Here is a 19247-nt window from a genome sequence, read left to right on the forward strand (position 1 = left end):
GGGCCCGGCCCCGACGGTTTCGCGGCCCGGCCGGACGACAGCACGCTGCTCGGCGGGCCTCCCCCGGTGCGGTCGCCCGGAGCCGCTTTCCGAGCGGTCGGGGAGGGATTACGGACGGCGGCGTCCCCACGCCGAGACCATGGGGGCGGTGGCGAGGTCGAGGCGTCCGGTGGCGACGTTCGCCAGGTGGCGGTCGATCTCCCCGTCGGTCGCGAGCCCTTCCGCCACCAGACGACGGCGGATCTGTCGCACGGTCGCGGCCTCGAGGACGGCACAGGCCGGTGAGGTGATCGGGAAGTACGCGTCGGCCCGAACGTCCTCCAGCCCGGCCTCACGCAGCAGCCGGGGCAGGGTCCGACCGTATGCGAGGTCCGCGCCGCGCGCCGCCATCAAGGCGCGGAAGCCGGATCGCAGCCGGTTCGCGAGCTGCTGTGCGGGACCGGACTCGTCCGGACACAGCAGCGGCTGCAACCCCGGGTCGGCATCCTCCAGGAGCAGCCAGCCGCCGGGGCGCAACGCCTGGACCATCCGGCGCAGCGCCTCCGCGCGATCGGTGACGTGCACCAGGACCAGCCGGGCGTGCACGAGGTCGAAGCCGCCGGGCGGCGGCGCGTCGGCCGCCACGTCGTGTCGCAGCACCTCGATCCCGCCGCCCTCGATGTCCCGGGTCCAGGACACGTCGATGTCGGTGGCGACCACCTTGCCTCCCGGGGCGACTCGCTCGGCCAGTCCGAGGGGTACGGAGGGACCGCCGGCGCCGACCTCCCAGCACCGCATGCCGGCACCGATGCCGAGACGGTCGACGTGCTGGAACGTCACCGGGTCGAACAGCTCGGCGAGGGCGCCGAAACGGATGCCCGCCTCCGACTGTCTGTTGTCCAGCAGATAGCCACGGGCGGAGTCGTGGTCAGCCATGTGGCGATTCTGGCAGACGGTCGCAGGCCCGGCTCGGCCCGGTCGCCGTCCGCTGTCCCCCCGGAAGAGGCTCCCGTCATGCGTCCTGATCAGCCGCCCCGGCCCCGGCCCGCGCCGGAGAGGCACGGGCCGGAACGCGGCAGGGTGGTTCGGTCAGTGGTGGGCCGGGGGCACGCAGCGGAAGCCGGAGGCGGCAGTGCGGTCGCCGTGGCCGTCGCGGCGGGACACCTGCGGATACCCGCACAGGTCGCGCATGAGCTGTTCACCGGAGGCGTTGCGCAGGGTCGCGGGCAGGGTCCGGGGAGCCCTGCCGTGTTCGACCCAGGCCCGCAGCGCACCGAGGTCGTCGACGGTTGCGCCGCTGCCGTTGTTGAGGCCGCAGTGCGGCGTGCCCGGGGCGAGGAAGAGACGGTAGAAGCGGTCGACCTTCTTGGCACCGCCCATCCTCCGCTCGACCTGCTTGCGGTACTCCACGGTGCCCTGGGCGGGGATGTACTGGTCGGCCTGACCGTGCCAGGTCAGCAGCTTGCCGCCGGAGTCACGGAAGGAGGACAGGTCGGGGTCGTCGGTGCCGATGACGCGGTCGTACTCGGCCTGGGACTGCTGGAACAACTGCGTGAACCGGCTGTAGGTGATGGTGGAGACGTCGAAGGACGGCTGCTTCCGAAGCCACGTGGCGATCCAGGCAGCGGGTACGGGGAACGGCGCGCCCTTGACGTTGCCGTCGGCGTCGGGCGGGGTGGTGCCCGCCAGGCCCGACAGGTCGGCGCCGACGGGGACGCCGGACCACAACTTCTTGCCCGACGTGGTGCGTGGGCCGTCCCAGATCTTGTGCACCACGGCCGCGTCGGCCGCCGTGATGGTCAACTCCCGGCCCTCGCACAGCAGCTTGGTGCCGATCAGGCTGCGTGGGTCGAAGCCACACCGCTCGGGGGCGTCGACCAGTCCGTCCTTCGCGCCGTCGAGCGGGTCGCAGGCCTTGACGGCGGCGTTCGTGAAGGCGTCCAGCTCGCACGGGGTCGGGTAGGTCTTCTCCTGGTTCATGACCACTTGCGGCCACAGGGTGGCGACCTCGAACTCGTCCCAGTTGACGGCGGGCGCGTTGGCCAGGATGCCGTCGTAGTCGTCGGGGTAGCGCTGGGCCTCCATGTATCCCTGGCGCCCGCCGGTGGAGCAGCCGTTGAAGTAGGCGTAGGCAGCCGCCCTGCCGTAGGAGCGGTCGACGACCTCCTTGGCGACCACCGCCGCCTCGTGCTCGGAGCGGCCGGCGAAGTTCTCCAGCAACGCCGTATCGACCTGACCGTCGCCGTTCAGAGCCCAACCGGTGTCGAGGTAGGTACTGACGCCCGCGTCGGTGGTCGCGGCGGCGTAGCCGTTCTTGACCGCTTCGGCCAGGACCTTGCCGTAGTCACCGGCAGCGTAGGCACTGCCGCCGACCGTCTGCAGGCGGCCGTTCCAGCTCTGCAGCGGCAGCCATACCCGCACCTTGGCGTGGTCGTCCACTCCCGCGTGGGTCAGTGTGACCGTCACGTCGCAGAACGCCGGTACGTCGTCGACGTGGTCCGAGGGCAGTGGCCAGACCTCGGGCACGTCCACGGTGCCCGCCTCGCGCCGTACCGCCGTCACGCTCTCCACTGCGGTGCCGGCCGGGGCCTTGACGGATGGCGGGGAGCAGGCGAGCCGGGGAGATACGGAGGCGGGACCGCGCTGCGGCTGCGCGGATGCGGCCGGCAGGCACACCGCCGCCAAGACCAGCGGTACGCCGGTCGCCAGGACAGCCAGAAGTCGTCGTCTCATGGAGATTCCCCAATCAAGAAGTACGGGTGTGCCGTTCACGGAGCGGATGTCTGTCGTGTCGTGTGGGCACGTGCGTGCCCGATGCCGGACGGTCAGGAGCGTTTCTCCGCAATCCGGTGCCGGTGATGCCGCTCGGCTCGGCGCCGGGTGACGCATCCCGTCCGTCTCCGGGCGACGTTCGTGGACGGTTGCCCACAGATGGCGCCGTCCGACGGGTCCGCTCGCAGGGCCGTGGAGAAACGGCGGCGACGATCGCGCACCGCGGCATCGGCCGTCCCTCACGCAAACTCACCGTCACCGGCTTAACAGGTGACGATGTTGGCATGCGCGTGATCGAGCTGTCAACGCATGTGTCCGGAGCTCGGTCACCGGCGGGAGGGAAAATTCCGGCAGGGCGGAGTGATGGGCTGTTAAGCTGCCGACGACGTTGACCGTGTATCGAGGAGTCGCAGACGTGGTGGGTGACGACGACATCTCCGGGTGAGATCCGGATCTGACGGCCACCGGACGCGCCGAGGAGCGCCGCCGGAGTGGCCCGTTCGTCGTACCCATTTTCCCCACGTCTGCCCGGGGCGGAGCTGTCTTCGTCCCCAGCCCCCTTGAGGTCATTCCCATGTCCGACGCCACCGTCGTCTGCTCCAACCTGTCGTTCGCCTGGCCCGACGACACTCCTGTCTTCCACGACCTGTCCTTCACCCTGACCACCGGCAGCACGGGCCTGGTCGCCCCCAACGGCTCCGGCAAGAGCACCCTGCTCAAGCTGATCGCCGGTGAACTGCGGCCCGCCACGGGGTCGGTGTCCGTCAGCGGCACGCTCGGCTATCTGCCGCAGAGCCTCCCCCTGACCGGTGACCTCACCGTCGCCGAGGTGCTCGGCGTCGCCGCGGTGATCCGTGCCCTGGACGCCGTCGAGTCCGGTGACGTGAGCGAGGAGCACTTCACCACCATCGGCGACGACTGGGACATCGAGGAGCGCACCCGCGCCCAGCTCGACCGTCTCGGGCTGGCCGGCCTGGCCCTCGACCGCAGCCTGAGCACCCTCAGTGGTGGCCAGGTCGTCTCGCTCGGTCTCGCCGCACAACTGCTGAAGCGTCCTGACGTCCTGCTGCTCGACGAGCCGACCAACAACCTCGACCGGGACGCCCGGCACAAGCTGTACGACGTACTGGCGGACTTCAAGGGACTTCTGCTGCTGGTCGCCCACGACCGCGCTCTGCTGAACCGCATGGACGGCATCGCCGAGCTCGGCAGCTCACGACTGCGTTTCTACGGCGGCAACTTCGCCGCCTACGAAGAGGCCGTGCGCGCCGAGCAGGAGGTCGCCGAGAAGAACGTCCGCAACGCCGAGCAGGACCTGAAGCGGGAGAAGCGGGAGCTTCAGCAGGCCCGTGAACGCGCCGAGCGCCGCGCGAGCAATGCCGCCCGCAACCTCAAGAACGCCGGGCTCCCGCGCATCTTCGCCGGCAACATGAAGCGTGGCGCACAGGAATCCGCGGGCCGGGCCGGCCAGATGCACGCGTCCCGGGTCGGCGAGGCCAAGGCCCGTCTCGACGAGGCCGGGCGCGCACTCCGCGAGGAGCAGCGCATCGTCCTCGACCTGCCGGACACTCAGGTGCCCTCGGGACGCAACCTCTTCGTCGGCAAGGGGATGCAGGTCCGTCACGACGGAAGGGACGTGTTCGTCGGGGGCGGCGTCGACCTCTCCGTACGCGGGCCCGAGCGCATCGCCCTGACCGGGCCCAACGGCGCCGGAAAGACCACGCTGCTCCGGCTGATCACCGGTGGACTCACCCCGGACAGCGGGGAGATCATGCGCGGCGACGGCCGCGTCGCCCATCTCTCCCAGCGCCTGGACCTGCTGGACCAGGACCGCACGGTGGCGGAGAACTTCGCGGCTTTCGCCCCCAAGCGGCCCGAGGCGGAGCGGATGAACCTGCTCGCGCGCTTCCTGTTCCGCGGTCCCCGCGTGCACCTGCCCGTCGGTGTGCTCTCCGGCGGCGAACGGCTGCGTGCCACCCTGGCCTGCGTCCTGTGCGCCGAACCGGCCCCGCAGCTGCTGCTGCTCGACGAGCCGACCAACAACCTCGACCTGGTCAGCGTGGGCCAGTTGGAGAGCGCGCTCAACTCCTACCAGGGCGCGTTCATGGTGGTCAGCCACGACGAGCGGTTCCTCGCCGAGATCGGGGTGAACCGCTGGCTGCGGCTGGCCGAAGGAACGCTCGCGGCGACGGGAGCCCCGGCGGTGTGAACCGCCGGCATGTGCAGCAGCCCGCGTCCGAGGCCTCCGTGCCCGGCGGGCGTACCACCGATCACCTTGGATGGCTCCCCGTGCCCCAGCCCGCTCTGCTCGCCCATGAACTCGTCCGCGACCTCGGCGGCCGCCGCGTCCTCGACGGCGTGTCCCTGACCGCGTCCCCCGGCCACCGCATCGGCCTGATCGGGGAGAACGGCGCCGGCAAGTCCACCCTGCTGCGGGTGCTGGCCGGCGTGGACGAACCCGACGCCGGGAGCGTGTCGCGCCCTGCGGACCTCGGCTTCCTGCACCAGGAAATGCCGTTCGGCCCCGAATCCACCCTCGCCGTGGTGCTGGACGAGGCGCTGCGGGAGGCCCGCGAGGACCTCGCGCAGCTCGAACGGCTCGGCGAGGAACTGGCCCGTGTCCCAGGGGACGACCCGGGCCACGCGGAACTGCTCGACGCGTACGGCAAGCGGCTGGAGCACGCCCAGGACCGGGAGTCCTGGGACGCCGACCGCCGGGCGGCCCTGGTGCTCGACGGGCTGGGTCTCGGCACGCTCGGCCACGACCGGACGCTCGGCTCGCTGTCCGGCGGGCTGCGCGGCCGGCTGGCCCTGGCGGCGCTGCTCGTGCGGCGGCCGCCGACGCTGCTGCTCGACGAGCCGACCAACCACCTCGACGACGGCGCCGCCGCCTTCCTGGAGGAGCAGCTGCGCGGCCTGCCCGGGGCCGTGGTCGTCGCCAGCCACGACCGGGCGTTCCTCGACGCCGTGTGCACCGACCTGATCGACCTCGATCCGGCGGTGGACGGGCCGGTCCGCTACGGAGGCAACTACAGCGCCTACGTGGGTGAGAAGCGCGCCGACCGGGAGCGCTGGGAGCGCCGGTACGCCGAGGAGCAGGAGGAACTGGAGCTTCTGCGGCATGCGGCGGGGGTGACCGCTCGCCGGCTCGCCCCGGACCGGGGGCCGCGCGACAACGAGAAGATGGGCTACGGCCACCGGGCGGGCCGCGTGCAGAGCCAGATCTCCCGCCGGGTGCGCAGCGCGAGCCGGCGGCTCGACGAGCTGGAGCGCACCCAAGTCGCCGAGCCGCCGCCCCCGCTGCGGTTCGCGGCGCCACGGCCGACCACACGCACGCCGGGCGGCGCGGAACCCTTGGTGTGCCTGCGGGACGTACGGGTGCCGGGGCGGCTCGCCCTGTCCGGGCTGGAGCTGTCGTCGACCGAGCGGCTGCTGGTCACCGGCGGCAACGGGACGGGCAAGTCGACCCTGCTCTCGGTGCTCGCCGGACGCCTCACGGCCGAGGGCGAGGTGCGCAGGCGGCGCGGGCTGACGATGGGGCTGCTCACCCAGGACACCGTGTTCGAGCGGCCCGACCGCACGGTCCGGGACACCTACGCGCTGGAACTGGGGCCGGAGCGGACCGAGAAGGTGCCGCTGGTCCGCCTCGGTCTCCTGGCCGAGGCGGACCTGGACAAGCCGGTCGGGCAGGTGTCGGTGGGGCAGCGCCGCCGACTGGCGCTGGCGCTGCTGATGGCCCGGCCGCCCCAGCTGCTGCTGCTCGACGAGCCCACGAACCACCTATCGCCGCGCCTGTGCGACGAGCTGGAGGCGGCGCTGGGCAGCGGCCCGGGCGCGATCGTGGTCGCGAGCCACGACCGCTGGCTGCGCCGCCGGTGGCAGGGCCGTGAGCTGCGCCTGGGGGTGGGACAGGAGTAACGGGAGGGGGAGAGCGCCGGTCCACCGGGGTGAGCTCCGGTGGACCGCGACGACACGCACCCGGCACCGGCTGGAACAGTGACGAGCCTTGCGTCTCACGACAGTCACCTGTCAGGATAGTGATGTGAATCTTGACCACGTCTTCGTGTGCGGGCACCCGGTGCTGGACTTCGCGGCCACCCTGCGTGCCCGGCGTTCGATCCGGTTCGAGATGTTCGCGACGCCGGACCGGCTCAACGCCTGGTACCTGGAGTCCGGGCTCGTGGACACGATCACGCCCGGCGAGGAGGGCGACGTCCGGGAGGCGATCGCGGTGCGCGAGGCCGTCTACCGACTCGTCACCAACCGCCGCCTCGGCGAGGACTTCGACCGCGAGGCCCTCGCGGTGCTCAACGCCGCCGCGCGCCAGGCCCCGGCCACGCCACAGCTCACCCGGGCGGGCCGGCACACCGACGCGACGCCCGGGACGGCTCTGGCCACCGTGGCCCGGCAGGCCGTCGAACTGCTCAGCGGCCCGGACGTGCCCCTGCTCAAGGAGTGCGGCAACCCCGAGTGCACCCGCGTCTACATCGACCGCTCCCGGGGCATGCGACGGCAGTGGTGCGGCATGGAGTCCTGCGGCAACAAGATCAAGGCGGCGGCCTACCGCGCCCGCAAGAAGACGGCACCCGTCTCGTCCGGGAAGTGACCCGGCGGCGACATGCCGCCACCGGCCGAGTTCCCGGGCGCCGCCGCCATTGAGCGGTACACGGTTTCGCAGCCCCGTTCCAGCAGTCCTCGTCCGAGTCGGCGCGGGGCGAACCGCCGAGGCTGCGGCGGCATCATGCACCCCGACCACCGAACAGGGGCAGGCACGCCGCCCCCCGCCCGGCAGCCCCCGGACGCAGCCGCTCGGCCCTGCCGGCGTCGCGACCAGCGGCATTCCGTCACGTACTGCCAGGCGAGGCCCCGGCCGGGACGGGGCAGGTCAGGCAGGTCGGCGACTGCCTACAGCCCCAGGTCGAGGGCGAGGCACGAGTAGTACTTCCATGAACTCTCGGAGTCGTACGAGGCATCGACCCCGGTCGGCGCACCCTCGACCTCTTCGGTCATGTCCTCGAAGCGAATGCGCTCGGGGAGGTTGCCGTAGCGTGCGTGCCGTGCCGCTGCCGCGGCGGCGTCCGCCGCGTGTCCCTTGTCCATGACCCATGCTCCACTTCATCGATCTTCTTCTGCCGAGTGGACAGCGCCCCACTGTCGCCCTGGACCTCCATCAGCGTGCACCCCCGAGCGTCACCAGTCAAGATGGTGACGGATGCGATGTGATCCATACGCCCTCACCCGTCGAGACCGGCGGCCGTCAGGTGGCGACGGCCTGGTACTCGACGCAGGAGCCGGGGCCCACCGCGCCGCACTCGCGGCCCATTCCGCCGGCTTCGAAGCCACCGAAGGGACCGCCGAAAGCGACGGGTCAGAGGCGATCGGCGTCGACGACGGCCTGCGCGAAGGCGGTCGGCGCCTCCTGCGGCAGGTTGTGGCCGACGTTCGCGACGGTTTGGTGCTCGTAGGGGCCGGTGAAGTGGTCGCGGTAGGCGGAGCCGTCACCGGGCGGGGTGAAGGGATCCAAGGCCGGGTCGAGGGTGATCGTGGGCACGGGAATGGGCGGTTGGGCGTCGAGCTGCGCCTCGTAACGGCTGTAGCGGCGGTCCCCCTCGATCAGGCCGATGCGCCAGCGGTAGTTGCAGAGGACGACGGCCGCGTAGTCGGGGTTCCTGAAGGCCTCGGCGGTGCGCCGGAAGGTGGCATCGTCGAAGTCCCAGCCGGGCGAGACGAGGGTCAAGACATCACCCTCTTGACCGGTGACGCGATTGCTTGCCATGATGACGTCACCACTTCAACCAGTGACGCACTGATGGGCGTCCCGGACCAGAGGCCGTTCGAAGCCTTCGACCCAGATGGGGAGCACGAACCATGGCAGTCACCTACACCGCTCATGTCGACGTCGACGGAGAGGGCCGCAACGGCGGCCGCGTCCGCTCCTTGGACGGCCTCCTGGAGACCCGGCTCGCCATCCCCAAGGAGTTCGGCGGCGCCGGTGACGCGACCAACCCCGAGCAGTTGCTGGCCGCCGGCTGGGCCGCCTGCTTCCTCGGCGCCCTGCGCAGCGCCGCCGCCACTCGCAAGATCCGGCTCACCAGTACCACCGTCACCGCGGAGATCACGCTCACCCATGGCGACGACGGCGAGTTCTCCCTCGCCGCGGTCCTCAGCCCCGTCCTCGGCGGCGTGGATCAGGCGACCGCCGAGGAACTCGCGCACGCCGCGCACCAGATCTGCCCGTACTCCAAGGCCACGCGGGACAACATCCCCGTCACGCTCAACGCCTCCGGCACCGCCGCCTGACCCACCCCCTGACCGCGGACCCCGCACCTTCCCCCGGCGCGGGTTCCGCCCCACTCACTTCAGACGGGAACGAACGAGGACATGCTCCCGACGGTCCAAACCCCCGACCGCCCCACCGACGCACCCCGGCACGCCCCCTCCGTTCCCGCGTCCCCGGCCTTCGCCGCCGTCCGGCAGCAACCCACTCCCTCCGACCGAACGGGCTCGACCGGCACACAGGTCTGGAGCTGGGCGTGGACCGTGGTGCTGTCGGGGTACGGTCCGGCGGCTTCGAACTTCAGCTGACGGCGACTACGCGAACCCGGCCGGGGCCACGGCGCACTGCACGGAACTTGTTCCTCCTGGCCCCCACCAGTCCATGCCGACAGACCATGCCGAGAGCGCGGTGCCCGCCGGCCCGCCGGTAACCGCCCTTCTCTCCGATGCCCCGACCGGCACGCCACCCCGACCAGGTTCCGGGCCATTCCCGGTCCGGCCCCCGGCCATGCCCCCGCTCATCGCCGTATTCGCCGATCAGAGGCAGCGCGGCCCCTGCACCACCAGCGCACGAAGAACCTGCTGCTGTCGTGCCCGCGCGAAGAGCCCGAGCCTCTTCCAGGCAGGGAAAAGGGCGCCCGACCGGAGCAGATGCCCGTCAAACGCCCTTCCTGGGCCCACAGTTCGCCCCGCTCAGCGCGGAACGTCGAACGAACGGCACAGGGACGAGGCTCCGGCGTCCGGCAAACCACGCGGCGGCGGGACAGTCGCAGATCAGGACGATCGGCGCCCGGCACGAGTCGCGACCGGAGTCGCACGCCTCCCGATGCAGCACGGTTCATGCCGGTTCGGGTTGCGGCTCCGGTTGTCGCGCCGATTCGGCCATCGGCTCCCACAGTCTGGTGGTCCGTACGTAGCCGAGGATCACTGATGCCATCGCCAGAACAAGAAGTGGCCCGAACACCCACGGGTATGCGGCCATCTCCGTCGACAGATAGCGATATGACACCAAGAGCCCGGCGAATACCGTTGCGCCATAGGCGACCAGTTGGATTCCCGGCCGGTCCCAGCCGCGTTCGTGCGAGCGCAGCGCCACCTCGATCGTGAGCGTGAACACCACACCGGCAATGATGTCCGCGCCGTAGTGGTAGCCGAACCCCAGCGTCGCGCCGAGCGTGGCAACCAGCCAGAACGCGCCCGCGAATCGCAGAACCCGCGGGCCCTTACGGGAATGCAGGAAGATCGCGGTAGCCCATGCCGTATGCAGGCTGGGCATGCAGTTGCGTGGGGTGATCTCGTCGAATGGCATGTGGTGCGGAGTGGTGATCGGTGGCGGCGTGTCCGGCCACAGGTCCGCCACCGCCCAGTGCCCGCCGTCGGCACCGTAGGCGAAGATCGGTCCGACCACCGGGAAGATCATGTAGATGGCCGGCCCGAGGAGGCCGATGACCAGGAAGGTGCGCACCAGGTGATGACCCGGGAAGCGGCGCTCGACCGCCACGTGACGTAGCTGGTACATCGCGACGACGACCGCGGCCACCGGAAGCTGGGTGTAGACGGAGTCGAGAAAGTAGTCGCCGATCGATCCGGTGGCCGCGACGATCCGGCCCACCAGCCACGACGGGTTGCCCAGCGCGTGATCGGCGGTTGCCACGTACTGGTCGAGCACCTCCGGGCGGGTCTTCGACGTGATGAGCAGCCAGGTATCGCCGGTCTTGCGGCCGGCCACCAGCAGGAGGCCCAGTCCGACACCCTTCAACAGCAGGACACGCTCCGCGCCGGTGCGACGCGTGACTGCGATGACCGCGTAGCCCAAGATCACCCACAACGCGCCGTTACCGAAGGGGTGACCTTCGGTCACCTTGATGTCGGCCGCCCACCGCACCAGCAAGAAGGCGACGTCGATACCGATCGCGACACCAGCCGCGATGAACCGTTCCCGCCAGGTGAGCACCAGCATCATCAGCGCCATGCTGGCGTACAGCAGGAAACCCGATTTGGGGGCGATCACCACCTCTTGCGCCTGGCTGACGATCGGCCCCGGCAGGCCGTAGTGACGTGCGGCGATCTCCAGCGCGACGAGGAAGCCGAGGACCACCACACCCGCAGTGGCCCACAGTATCGCCCGTGATCGACTCCGGGCAGCGAACGCAATTCTGCTGTTTATTCGCGAAGATATTCGCGATTTTATAGATATCAATTGTTTGGCCGATTTGTTAGATGTTAGTTGAATAGATCGCCCTTCGTGCCGGATTGCATCGTTTTCCGGCGAGGGACGGCAATGAGGGCGTTCGTCGTGAGTTCGATCATGCTATCGGAGCGCTGCGGGTGGGTTCACTGGTCATGGGTGGCGAGAAGGCCGACCGCTCCCGGCTCGATGCGTCCAGCGCTTCGGGAATGACCGTGGAACTCCCGACGCCCGGCACCGTCGAGAGCGGCACGGGTTGCCCAGCAACCCTCGGATCCCCGGCGAATCCACCAGCCGGCAAGGTCTGCCGGTTGTCGTACGCCTCAGACCCTGCCGCCCGAGGCCGTATCCGACGACAGTCGTTGAGCGACGTAGATCGGAATCACGGACAGCAGGACGAGCAGCGCAGCGACCACGTTGACCACCGGGGCCTGCTTGGGCCTGGTCATGTTGTTGTAGATCCAGATCGGGAGGGTCTGGACACCGGGGCCGGCGGTGAAGGTGGTCACCACGATCTCGTCGAAGGACAGCGCGAAGGCCAGCAGTCCGCCGGCGAGCAGCGCCGACCGCATCAGGGGGAACGTGACGTCGGCGAAGGCGCGGAAGGTGTGGGCGCCGAGATCCATGGCAGCTTCCTCATGGCTGCCGGGCATGCGGCGTAGCCGAGCCACGACGTTGTTGAAGACGACGACGATGCAGAACGTAGCGTGGCCGACGACGACCGTGAACAAGCCGAGGCCGACGCCCAGCGGCTCAAGCATCGTGTGAAAAGCCGAGTTGAGAGAGATTCCGGTGATGATGCCGGGCAGCGCGATCGGCAGGACGACGACGAACGAGATCGCTCCGCGGCCGAAGAAAGCATGGCGCTGCACGGCGAGGGCGATCAGTGTGCCGAGTACCAGCGCGATCACTGTGGCCGCGAGGCCCGCCACGACTGAGGTTCGCAGGGCGGACCGGGCGCCGTCGCTGCGCCAAGCCGCGGCCCACCAGTCGAAGGTGAGTCCGGTTGGCGGCCAGCCTGAACTGCGCTCCGGATTGAGGGAGTTCAGCAGGACGATCAGTAGCGGAAGATAGATGACCGCAAAGCCCAGCCCGGCGGCGATACGCACCATGATGCGTGCGGGGCGGGAGAGTCGCATGGCATGAGCTCCTCGAAGCCGGCGGTGATCGAAGACGGCTGTGGCGGCCGTGATCAGAAGCTGCTCAGCGCACCCGAACGGCGGACGGCGAGCAGATAGAGCACGATGACGATCACCGGGACGGTACCGACTGCCGCGGCCAGGGGCAGGTTCAGCGTCACGTTGGAGTAGACGAGATTGCCGATCAACTGGGTCTTGCCGCCGACGATCTGCACGGTGATGTAGTCGCCGAGGCTGAGTGAGAAGGTGAAGACCGATCCGGCGGCGACGGACGGCAGCACCATCGGCAGTACCACGGAACGGAAGGTGCGGGCGGTTCGGGCACCGAGGTCGGCGGAGGCATCGAGCAGGCTGGGGGGTAATTGCTCAAGTCCCGCATGAATCGGCAGGATCATGTACGGCAGCCAGAGATAGGTCAGGACGATGACGGTGGCGGGCAGGCCGTAGCCTGGCCCGCTGAGACCGAAGGGCCTCAGCAACCAGTCCAGCGGCCCGCCTTCGGAGAGAATCAGCCGCCAGGCGTACACCTTCACCAGATAGCTGGCCCACAGCGGCGTGAGGATCGCCACCACCAGCAGCGGCCGCCACCTGGGGCGGGCCACCCGTGCCGTATAGAAAGCGACCGGGAACGCGATCACGGCACACAGGACGGTGACGCAGAGCGCCACGCCGATGCTGCGCAGCGCCACCTGCCGGTACAGCGGTTCGGTGAACAGCGCCGCGAAGTTGTCGGTGGACCACACTTTCACGACGTTCGAGGTGAAGGGGTCCGTGGTCCAGAGAGCCGACAGGAACAGCGCGGCCAGCGAGCCGAGATAGGCGAGGACGAGCCACAGCAGTGGTGTGGTCAGCAGCAGGGACAGCCGCAACCGGGGCCGGCGGTGCAGGGCCCCGGCGATCCTCCGGACGGGTCCGGAGGATGCGACGGAATCGGTCATGAGGTCAGCCCCTGCTCTGCTTCATGGCCGGATTCGACCCTTGGTCCGCGTCATCATCTGCTTCAGCCCTTGATCTCGTTCCAGGCCTGCACCCACTTCGCGTAGGGGACGCATGTGACATCCGTGCGGCCGTCCAGGCACTGTGGGATGGGCGTGTTCCAGTAGTGGACGTTCTTCCAGTACGCCTCGTCCGCGGCATGGAACGTCGCGCAGTGGTTCTTGTCGACGGTCTCGGCGCAGGACTTCGTATTGGACGGGGCCTCACCGAAGTACTCGGCGACCTGCGCGTTCACCTTGGGTGAGATGATCCAGTCCAACCACTTGTAGGCGCAGTTGGGATGCTTGGCCCTGGCTGCGAGCATCCAGGTGTCGGACCAGCCGGTGGATCCCTCTCGGGGAAGCACGGCCTTTACCTTGGCGCCTTCGGACCGGGCGAGGTTGGCGATCACCTGCCAGCTGGTGCCCACCACCGAGTCACCGCTCTTGAAGGCGGAGATCTCCTTGAGGTAGTCGCTCCAGTACTCGCCGATGTTCGCGTTCTGTTTCTTCAACAGGTCCACGGACGCGTCGAACTGCTTCTGGTCCAGGGCATAGGGGTTCTTGATGCCGAGGTCCGGCTGTGTGGCCTTCAGGAAGAGCGCGGCGTCCGCGATGTAGATCGGTGAGTCGTACGCGGTGACTTTGCCCTTGTGCGCGGACGCCTTGTCGAACACCGCGGACCAGGAGTCGGGGGCGGGCCTGACCTTCTCCGTGTTGTACATGAGGAGGTTGGCGCCGCGGCCGTGCGGGATGCCGTAGGAGACGCCCTTCACCGAGTTCCAGTCCTGGTTCTTCAAGCCTTCGAAGACGTCGGCGTAGTTGGGCACGAGCTTGGTGTTGACAGGGGCCGCGTCTCCGGAGGCGATGAGACGCAGTGAGGCGTCCCCGGAGGCGGACACGGCGTCGTAGCCGCCGGTCTTCATGAGGCTGACCATCTCGTCGGAGGTGGCGGCCGTCCTGGCATTGACCCGGCAGCCCGTCCGTTTCTCGAAATCGCTGACCCAGTCGGCCTTCGGGTCGTTCGATCCGTCCTCGACGTACCCGGCCCAGGCGATCAGATCCACCTGGCCCTCCGTCGTGCCGAGCTTCGACTGCGCCGTGAGGTCCGGGGGTTCGAGTCCGGTCGAGGACCGGCCGCTGCCCGGGTCCGAGGAGCCGCAGGCGGTGACCAGGAGCAGCGCGCCGATGGCGACTGCGACCTTGAGGGGGCGGTTCAGGCGCACGGGTCTCTCCATGGGTATGAGGGCGGAGCGGGACGGGACGTGCGGGCGGTGCGTCGTCTCACCGGGGCATGCGGTGTGGTCCTGACGGTGTCGCCGGGAGTTGAGGTCACTGCGCCTCGGGAACCCGGAACGTGTGGTGGTCGCGCCACAGCAGCCTGACCCGGGCCCCGCGGCGGGCCGCGACGTCCTCGGAGGAGGTCTCCAGGTTCTGCTGAAGGACGGTGAGGCTCCCTCCGGCATCGAGCTCCACCAGGAATCGGGTGGCGTCGCCGAGATAGAAGACTTCGGCGACGGTGCCGGTCGCGGTGGAGTGCTCGGGTTCGTCCGCTGTGGCGGACTCCTTGAGCACGCGGATCTTCTCGGGCCGGATGCTGTACGTACCCGAGGTGCCGACGACCCGTTCGGCAGCATCGCCTGCGAGCAGATTGGAGATGCCGACGAAACCGGCGACGAAGGGGGTCGCCGGCCGCTCATAGATCTCGGCGGGCGTGCCGGTCTGCTCGATACGGCCCTGTCGGAAGACGGCGATCCGGTCGCTCATCGTGAGGGCCTCCTCCTGGTCGTGGGTGACGAACACGAAGGTGATGCCGGCATCCCGCTGGATCGCCTTGAGTTCGACCTGCATCTGCTCGCGCAGCTTGAGGTCCAGGGCGCCGAGCGGTTCGTCGAGAAGCAGCACGCGGGGGCGGCCGACCAGCGCCCTGGCGAGAGCGACGCGCTGACGCTGGCCGCCGGAGAGCTGTGAGGGCCGACGTCCGCCGAGGCCGTCGAGACGGACCTGCGCGAGGGCTTCCCGGGCCCGGTCCACCCGTTCGTTTCTCGGCACCTTGCGAATCTTGAGGGCGTAGGCCACGTTCTGTTCGGCCGTCATGTGCGGGAAAAGCGCGTAGTCCTGGAACACCGTGTGCACGTCGCGTTCGAAGGGAGCCAGACGGGTGACATCGCGACCGGCGAGCTCGACGGTGCCGGAAGTGGGCGCCTCGAATCCGGCGATCATTCTCAGCACCGTGGTCTTGCCCGACCCGGACGGGCCCAGCATCGAGAAGAACTCACCGTCGGCTATCTCCAGATCGACCCCGATCACTGCCTCGGTCCGGCCGAAGCTCTTGCTCAGCCCATGCAGTCGGATCGCCATTCCTCCCATGGGCGGAAACCTTTCGTGTGCCGTTGAGCGTTGGTCGGGCGCCGCGGGTAAAACATAAGAAGCCGTGGTTCAAATCTCAATGCCGCCTCCCAGCAGAGGACGGGTCAACACACGAGCTTTACAGAGTGGTTGCCGTTGAAACCCATGAGGCCCGAGTTGCGCGCTACGCGAAGAGCCGATTTCGTGCCGGCCGATACCGGGACCCGGCGTGGGGACTGCCGGGCGCATGGTCGGCCCAGTGGCCTTCCCGTGGATGCAGGGGCCACGCCCGGCTGTGCCGCCGCCCCGGGGCCCACTGAGCCCCGGGGCGGTCAGGCCGTCGCAACGAAGCGGGCGTTTCGGACCGGTCCCCCGCGCCATGCGCAGGCGTTGCCGGTCAGCAGCCTTTCGATCCGGCGGATCTAGTGCCGTGACCGGCAGTGTTTGCCCCGTGAGGAGTGTCGTCCAGTGCGTGCGATCGCAAGGCGGCCGGAAGTCCTTGTAGCGGAGCTACCAGGACTTTTGGCCAACGCCGCGAGCGTGCGTGCTGGACGGCGCGACGGGGCAAAGCTTGCCGGGAGAGGCACTAGCGCCAGGCACCTGCTGCGACGTACTCAGCCCGCGAACCGGGCCATCCACGCCTCGACCTCGTCCGCCGACCGCGGCAGGCCCCCCGACAGGTTCTCGTGTCCGTCCTCGGTCACGACCAGGTCGTCCTCGATCCGGACGCCGATGCCGCGCCACTCCTCGGGCACGGTGAGGTCGTCCGGCTGGAAGTACAGACCGGGCTCGACGGTGAGCACCATGCCCGGCTCCAGTACGCCGTCGACGTATTCCTCGTGCCGGGCCTGCGCACAGTCATGGACGTCCAGACCGAGCATGTGACCGGTGCCCGCCATGGTGAAGCGACGCTGGAGGCCGAGTTCGTACGCGCGGTCGGCCGGGCCTTCGACGAAGCCCCACTCGACCAGCCGGGCCGCAAGGTGGCGCTGGGACGCCTCGTGGAAGTCACGGTACGCGGCACCCGGCTTGACGGCGGCCATGCCGGCCTCCTGGGCCTCGTACACCGCGTCGTACACCTTGCGCTGCACGGGCGTGAAGGTGCCGCTGATCGGGAGCGTGCGTGTCACGTCGGCGGTGTAGAGGGTGTGCGTCTCCACGCCGGCGTCGAGAAGGAGCAGGTCCCCCGGGCGCACCGGGCCGTCGTTGTCCGTCCAGTGCATGATGGTGGCGTGCTCACCCGCGGCGCAGATCGACCCGTAGCCAACGGAGTTCCCTTCGAGGCGCGCGCGGCGGAAGAACGTGCCCTCGATCCACCGCTCGGACGAGGCGACCGCCCGGGAGAGCTCACCGATCACATCGGTGAATCCGCGCACGGTGGAGTCCACGGCCTTGCGGAGCTCGGCGATCTCCCAGTCGTCCTTGACGAGGCGGAGATCACTGAGCGCCTCCTCCAGTTCGGCGTCGCGCTCCTCCTCGGTGGTGACGGCGGCTTCGAGGGACGGGTCGAGGCCGCGGACGATCCGTGTCGGCGTACCGGAGGCGGCGGCCAGGTCGTCGGCCGCCGTGCGGACGTCGCGGCAGGGCAGGCCGAGCACGAGCTCCGACTCGGCGAGGGAGCGTCGTCGGCCCATCCACAGCTCCGCCGTGGCGCCGACCCAGAATTCGTCGTTGTCCCTGCTGTCCCGCGGCAGCTGGTAGCAGTAGGCGTCATGGCCGCCGTCGGCACGGGGTTCGAGGACGAGCGCGCCGTCCCGGGCCCGGTCTCCGGTCATGTGCACATAGCCCGAGTACGGGCGGAACGGGTAGGTGTCGTCGTTGGAACGGACCTTGAGGTTCCCTGAGGGGATCACCAGACGTTCGCCGGGGAAGCGCGCGGAGAGCGTGGCGCGGCGGCGGGCCGCGTACGGAGCCTGCTCGTCGAGCCGCAGGTCGTGCCGTTCGGTGTCCGCCCATCCCGTCCGCATCAGGGCGGACAGTTCCTCGGAGATCCCTGAGTAGAGACCGTTCTTTCGCGCTTTCGCCACGTCATACACCTTCTTCTGGTCGGGTTCCTCGGCGGCGAGGGGCAGCGGGAGCCCTGCGGACAGGCCGAGCTCCCTCCCAGTGCGGCCCGGACGCCCTGGCTGCCGCCGGTCGCCTACGGCTCTCGGACGGTAACCCGCACCGCAGGCTCTTGGTGCCGAAGACCGCCACTGGCACAGATCGGCCACAGTGTCGCGAGGAGTCGTCGATAATTCGGCGTATGACGAACGCGAAACTCGGCGAGGCCCTGCGGCTCCTGGGCATCGGCCAGGCGGCGGTCCAGGTCTATCTGGCGCTGCTGGAGCTGGCCCCCGCTCCGTTGAGTGCGATCGGAACCGTGACCGGTCTGGGCGGTGCGGAACTCGTCACGGCGTACGACGCGCTGGTGGACGCCGGTCTGGCCAGTGCCGCCGAGGAGGGCGGGGACGTGGTGGCCCCGGTTCCGCCCGCCGCGGGCCTGGAGATCCTCGCCCGGCACCGGGCGGCCGAGGTCGAGGAATCGCGCATCACCGTCGGGGGCGCGTTCGAGTCGTTCCGGCGACAGCGGCTCGCCGCCTACAACGACAATCTCGTCGAGGTCGTCACCGGTGACGCCATCGGCCACAGGATCCGTCAGGCCTGGACGAGCGCCCGCGAACAGATTCGGCAGTTCGAGTCACCACCGTACTTCCCGTTGCCCGGGGCCACGGACGACGCGCTGGCCACGCTCGCCCGCGGGGTGACCCAGCGTGTCGTGTACTCGCGGGAGTCGCTGGAGCATCCCGGTCATCTGAAGGAGGTCATCGAACCGTGCATCAAGGCCGGCGAGCAGGCCAGGGTGGTGCCGTCGGTGCCGGTCAAACTCGTGATCATCGACGAGGCGTACGCGCTCGTGTCGTTGTCGATCAAGGAGGCCGACGTACACAACACCATGCTGGTCGTGCAGCCGTGCGGCCTGCTCTCCGCGCTCGTGGCACTGTTCGAGCAGTCCTGGCAGAGCGCCCTGCCGTTCCACGGCCGCACCACCCGCCCAGGCGGTCTGCCGCCCGCCGACCGCCGCGTGCTGTGGCTCCTCGCGGGTGGAGCGAGCGACGACGTCATCGCCCGTGAGATGGGAATCAGCCGCCGCACGCTGTACCGCCGCCTGCAGATCCTGATGGCTCGGCTGGGCGCCGAGAACCGCTTCCAGCTGGCCTTGCAGGCCCAGCGCTCTGGATGGTTGTGACCGGCGGCCCGCGGACCTGATGGCGGCGCCCCACCGCACACGGCGCTCGACGAACAGGGCTGCGCAGCATCCGCACGTATCGTTCCCGACGCGCCGGGGGTGCCGCCGTTCCCGTACAGGTCGGTTCCGCGCCCACACCGCTCGGGACGCTTCCCACCCTGCCGACCGCCGTCGACTGAAGAACCGCCGTCCTCCGTCCCTGGGTGACGGGCCGTGGGGGGGGGCCCCCCCGGGGGGGGGGGGGGCCCCCCCCCCCCCCCCCCCCCCCCACCCCCCCCCCCGCGCCCCCCCCCGGGGGCAGCTCCGGCGCCCCGGGCCCCGCGGACCCCGCCCCGCACCCG

Annotated in this window: 14 protein-coding genes and 1 pseudogene; 5 read left to right on the forward strand and 10 right to left on the reverse strand. The window is 69.8% G+C overall.

Annotated features, from left to right (window positions below; translation table 11 throughout):
- Positions 1-108: 108 nt before the first annotated feature.
- Together ACIQCZ_RS24585 and ACIQCZ_RS24590 are read right to left on the reverse strand one after the other, a co-directional pair.
- The gene (locus ACIQCZ_RS24585) at positions 109-915 is read right to left on the reverse strand and encodes a methyltransferase domain-containing protein (protein ID WP_402284832.1); all 807 of its coding nucleotides are present in this window, start codon (positions 913-915) and stop codon (positions 109-111) included.
- Between the two features lie 153 nt (positions 916-1068).
- Positions 1069-2712, reverse strand: a complete 1644-nt coding sequence (locus ACIQCZ_RS24590) for a DUF6351 family protein (RefSeq protein ID WP_402284833.1) — start codon at positions 2710-2712, stop codon at positions 1069-1071.
- Positions 2713-3325: 613 nt separating this feature from the next.
- On the opposite strand from ACIQCZ_RS24590, the gene ACIQCZ_RS24595 reads away from it, so the two are divergent.
- The 3 genes from ACIQCZ_RS24595 to ACIQCZ_RS24605 all read left to right on the forward strand — a co-directional run bounded on the left by ACIQCZ_RS24595 (position 3326) and on the right by ACIQCZ_RS24605 (position 7357).
- The gene (locus ACIQCZ_RS24595) at positions 3326-4960 is read left to right on the forward strand and encodes an ABC-F family ATP-binding cassette domain-containing protein (RefSeq protein WP_402284834.1); all 1635 of its coding nucleotides are present in this window, start codon (positions 3326-3328) and stop codon (positions 4958-4960) included.
- An 80-nt stretch (positions 4961-5040) separates the two neighbouring features.
- The gene (locus ACIQCZ_RS24600) at positions 5041-6669 is read left to right on the forward strand and encodes an ABC-F family ATP-binding cassette domain-containing protein (protein WP_402284835.1); all 1629 of its coding nucleotides are present in this window, start codon (positions 5041-5043) and stop codon (positions 6667-6669) included.
- Between the two features lie 124 nt (positions 6670-6793).
- Positions 6794-7357: a CGNR zinc finger domain-containing protein gene (locus ACIQCZ_RS24605; protein ID WP_402284836.1), complete on the forward strand. Its 564-nt coding sequence runs from the start codon at positions 6794-6796 to the stop codon at positions 7355-7357.
- Positions 7358-7656: 299 nt separating this feature from the next.
- Here the strand turns inward: ACIQCZ_RS24605 and ACIQCZ_RS24610 are convergent, their stop codons facing one another.
- Entirely contained in the window at positions 7657-7851 is a 195-nt protein-coding gene (locus ACIQCZ_RS24610) for a hypothetical protein (RefSeq protein WP_402284837.1), read from the reverse strand.
- 268 nt (positions 7852-8119) lie between these two features.
- Positions 8120-8491, reverse strand: a pseudogene (locus ACIQCZ_RS24615) (alpha/beta fold hydrolase); the annotation flags it as partial.
- Positions 8492-8619: 128 nt separating this feature from the next.
- Here ACIQCZ_RS24615 and ACIQCZ_RS24620 point away from each other — a divergent pair.
- Positions 8620-9051 carry an organic hydroperoxide resistance protein gene (locus ACIQCZ_RS24620; protein WP_402284838.1) on the forward strand — a complete coding sequence of 144 codons (432 nt, stop codon included), beginning with the start codon at positions 8620-8622 and terminating at the stop codon, positions 9049-9051.
- A gap of 814 nt (positions 9052-9865) precedes the next feature.
- On the opposite strand, the gene ACIQCZ_RS24625 is transcribed toward ACIQCZ_RS24620, so the two are convergent.
- The 6 genes from ACIQCZ_RS24625 to ACIQCZ_RS24650 all read right to left on the reverse strand — a co-directional run bounded on the left by ACIQCZ_RS24625 (position 9866) and on the right by ACIQCZ_RS24650 (position 17704).
- Positions 9866-11182: a phosphatase PAP2 family protein gene (locus ACIQCZ_RS24625; RefSeq protein ID WP_402285070.1), complete on the reverse strand. Its 1317-nt coding sequence runs from the start codon at positions 11180-11182 to the stop codon at positions 9866-9868.
- 356 nt (positions 11183-11538) lie between these two features.
- Complete coding sequence (locus ACIQCZ_RS24630) at positions 11539-12354, reverse strand: ABC transporter permease (protein ID WP_402284839.1); 816 nt, start codon at positions 12352-12354, stop codon at positions 11539-11541.
- 53 nt (positions 12355-12407) lie between these two features.
- Positions 12408-13292 carry an ABC transporter permease gene (locus ACIQCZ_RS24635; protein ID WP_402284840.1) on the reverse strand — a complete coding sequence of 295 codons (885 nt, stop codon included), beginning with the start codon at positions 13290-13292 and terminating at the stop codon, positions 12408-12410.
- Between the two features lie 62 nt (positions 13293-13354).
- Positions 13355-14566, reverse strand: a complete 1212-nt coding sequence (locus ACIQCZ_RS24640; RefSeq protein ID WP_402284841.1) for an ABC transporter substrate-binding protein — start codon at positions 14564-14566, stop codon at positions 13355-13357.
- A 94-nt stretch (positions 14567-14660) separates the two neighbouring features.
- Positions 14661-15698, reverse strand: coding sequence for an ABC transporter ATP-binding protein (locus ACIQCZ_RS24645; RefSeq protein ID WP_402284842.1), 1038 nt, complete (start codon positions 15696-15698; stop codon positions 14661-14663).
- A 593-nt stretch (positions 15699-16291) separates the two neighbouring features.
- On the reverse strand, positions 16292-17704 hold the full coding sequence (locus ACIQCZ_RS24650; protein WP_402284843.1) for an aminopeptidase P family protein: 1413 nt from the start codon (positions 17702-17704) through the stop codon (positions 16292-16294).
- Positions 17705-17922: 218 nt separating this feature from the next.
- Between ACIQCZ_RS24650 and ACIQCZ_RS24655 the strand changes: the two genes are divergently transcribed.
- Entirely contained in the window at positions 17923-18906 is a 984-nt protein-coding gene (locus tag ACIQCZ_RS24655; protein ID WP_402284844.1) for a LuxR family transcriptional regulator, read from the forward strand.
- Positions 18907-19247: the final 341 nt, after the last annotated feature.

Origin of the sequence: Streptomyces sp. NPDC093149, assembly GCF_044754145.1 — a bacterium.
Taxonomy (GTDB): domain Bacteria; phylum Actinomycetota; class Actinomycetes; order Streptomycetales; family Streptomycetaceae; genus Streptomyces.

Excerpts from the sequence above, each read along its gene's own strand:
- ACIQCZ_RS24585 (WP_402284832.1), bottom strand. The coding sequence starts at position 915 with ATGGCTGACCACGACTCCGCCCGTGGCTATCTGCTGGACAACAGACAG.
- ACIQCZ_RS24590 (WP_402284833.1), bottom strand. The coding sequence starts at position 2,712 with ATGAGACGACGACTTCTGGCTGTCCTGGCGACCGGCGTACCGCTGGTC.
- ACIQCZ_RS24595 (WP_402284834.1), top strand. The coding sequence starts at position 3,326 with ATGTCCGACGCCACCGTCGTCTGCTCCAACCTGTCGTTCGCCTGGCCC.
- ACIQCZ_RS24610 (WP_402284837.1), bottom strand. The coding sequence starts at position 7,851 with ATGGACAAGGGACACGCGGCGGACGCCGCCGCGGCAGCGGCACGGCAC.
- ACIQCZ_RS24620 (WP_402284838.1), top strand. The coding sequence starts at position 8,620 with ATGGCAGTCACCTACACCGCTCATGTCGACGTCGACGGAGAGGGCCGC.
- ACIQCZ_RS24630 (WP_402284839.1), bottom strand. The coding sequence starts at position 12,354 with ATGCGACTCTCCCGCCCCGCACGCATCATGGTGCGTATCGCCGCCGGG.
- ACIQCZ_RS24635 (WP_402284840.1), bottom strand. The coding sequence starts at position 13,292 with ATGACCGATTCCGTCGCATCCTCCGGACCCGTCCGGAGGATCGCCGGG.
- ACIQCZ_RS24640 (WP_402284841.1), bottom strand. The coding sequence starts at position 14,566 with ATGGAGAGACCCGTGCGCCTGAACCGCCCCCTCAAGGTCGCAGTCGCC.
- ACIQCZ_RS24645 (WP_402284842.1), bottom strand. The coding sequence starts at position 15,698 with ATGGGAGGAATGGCGATCCGACTGCATGGGCTGAGCAAGAGCTTCGGC.
- ACIQCZ_RS24655 (WP_402284844.1), top strand. The coding sequence starts at position 17,923 with ATGACGAACGCGAAACTCGGCGAGGCCCTGCGGCTCCTGGGCATCGGC.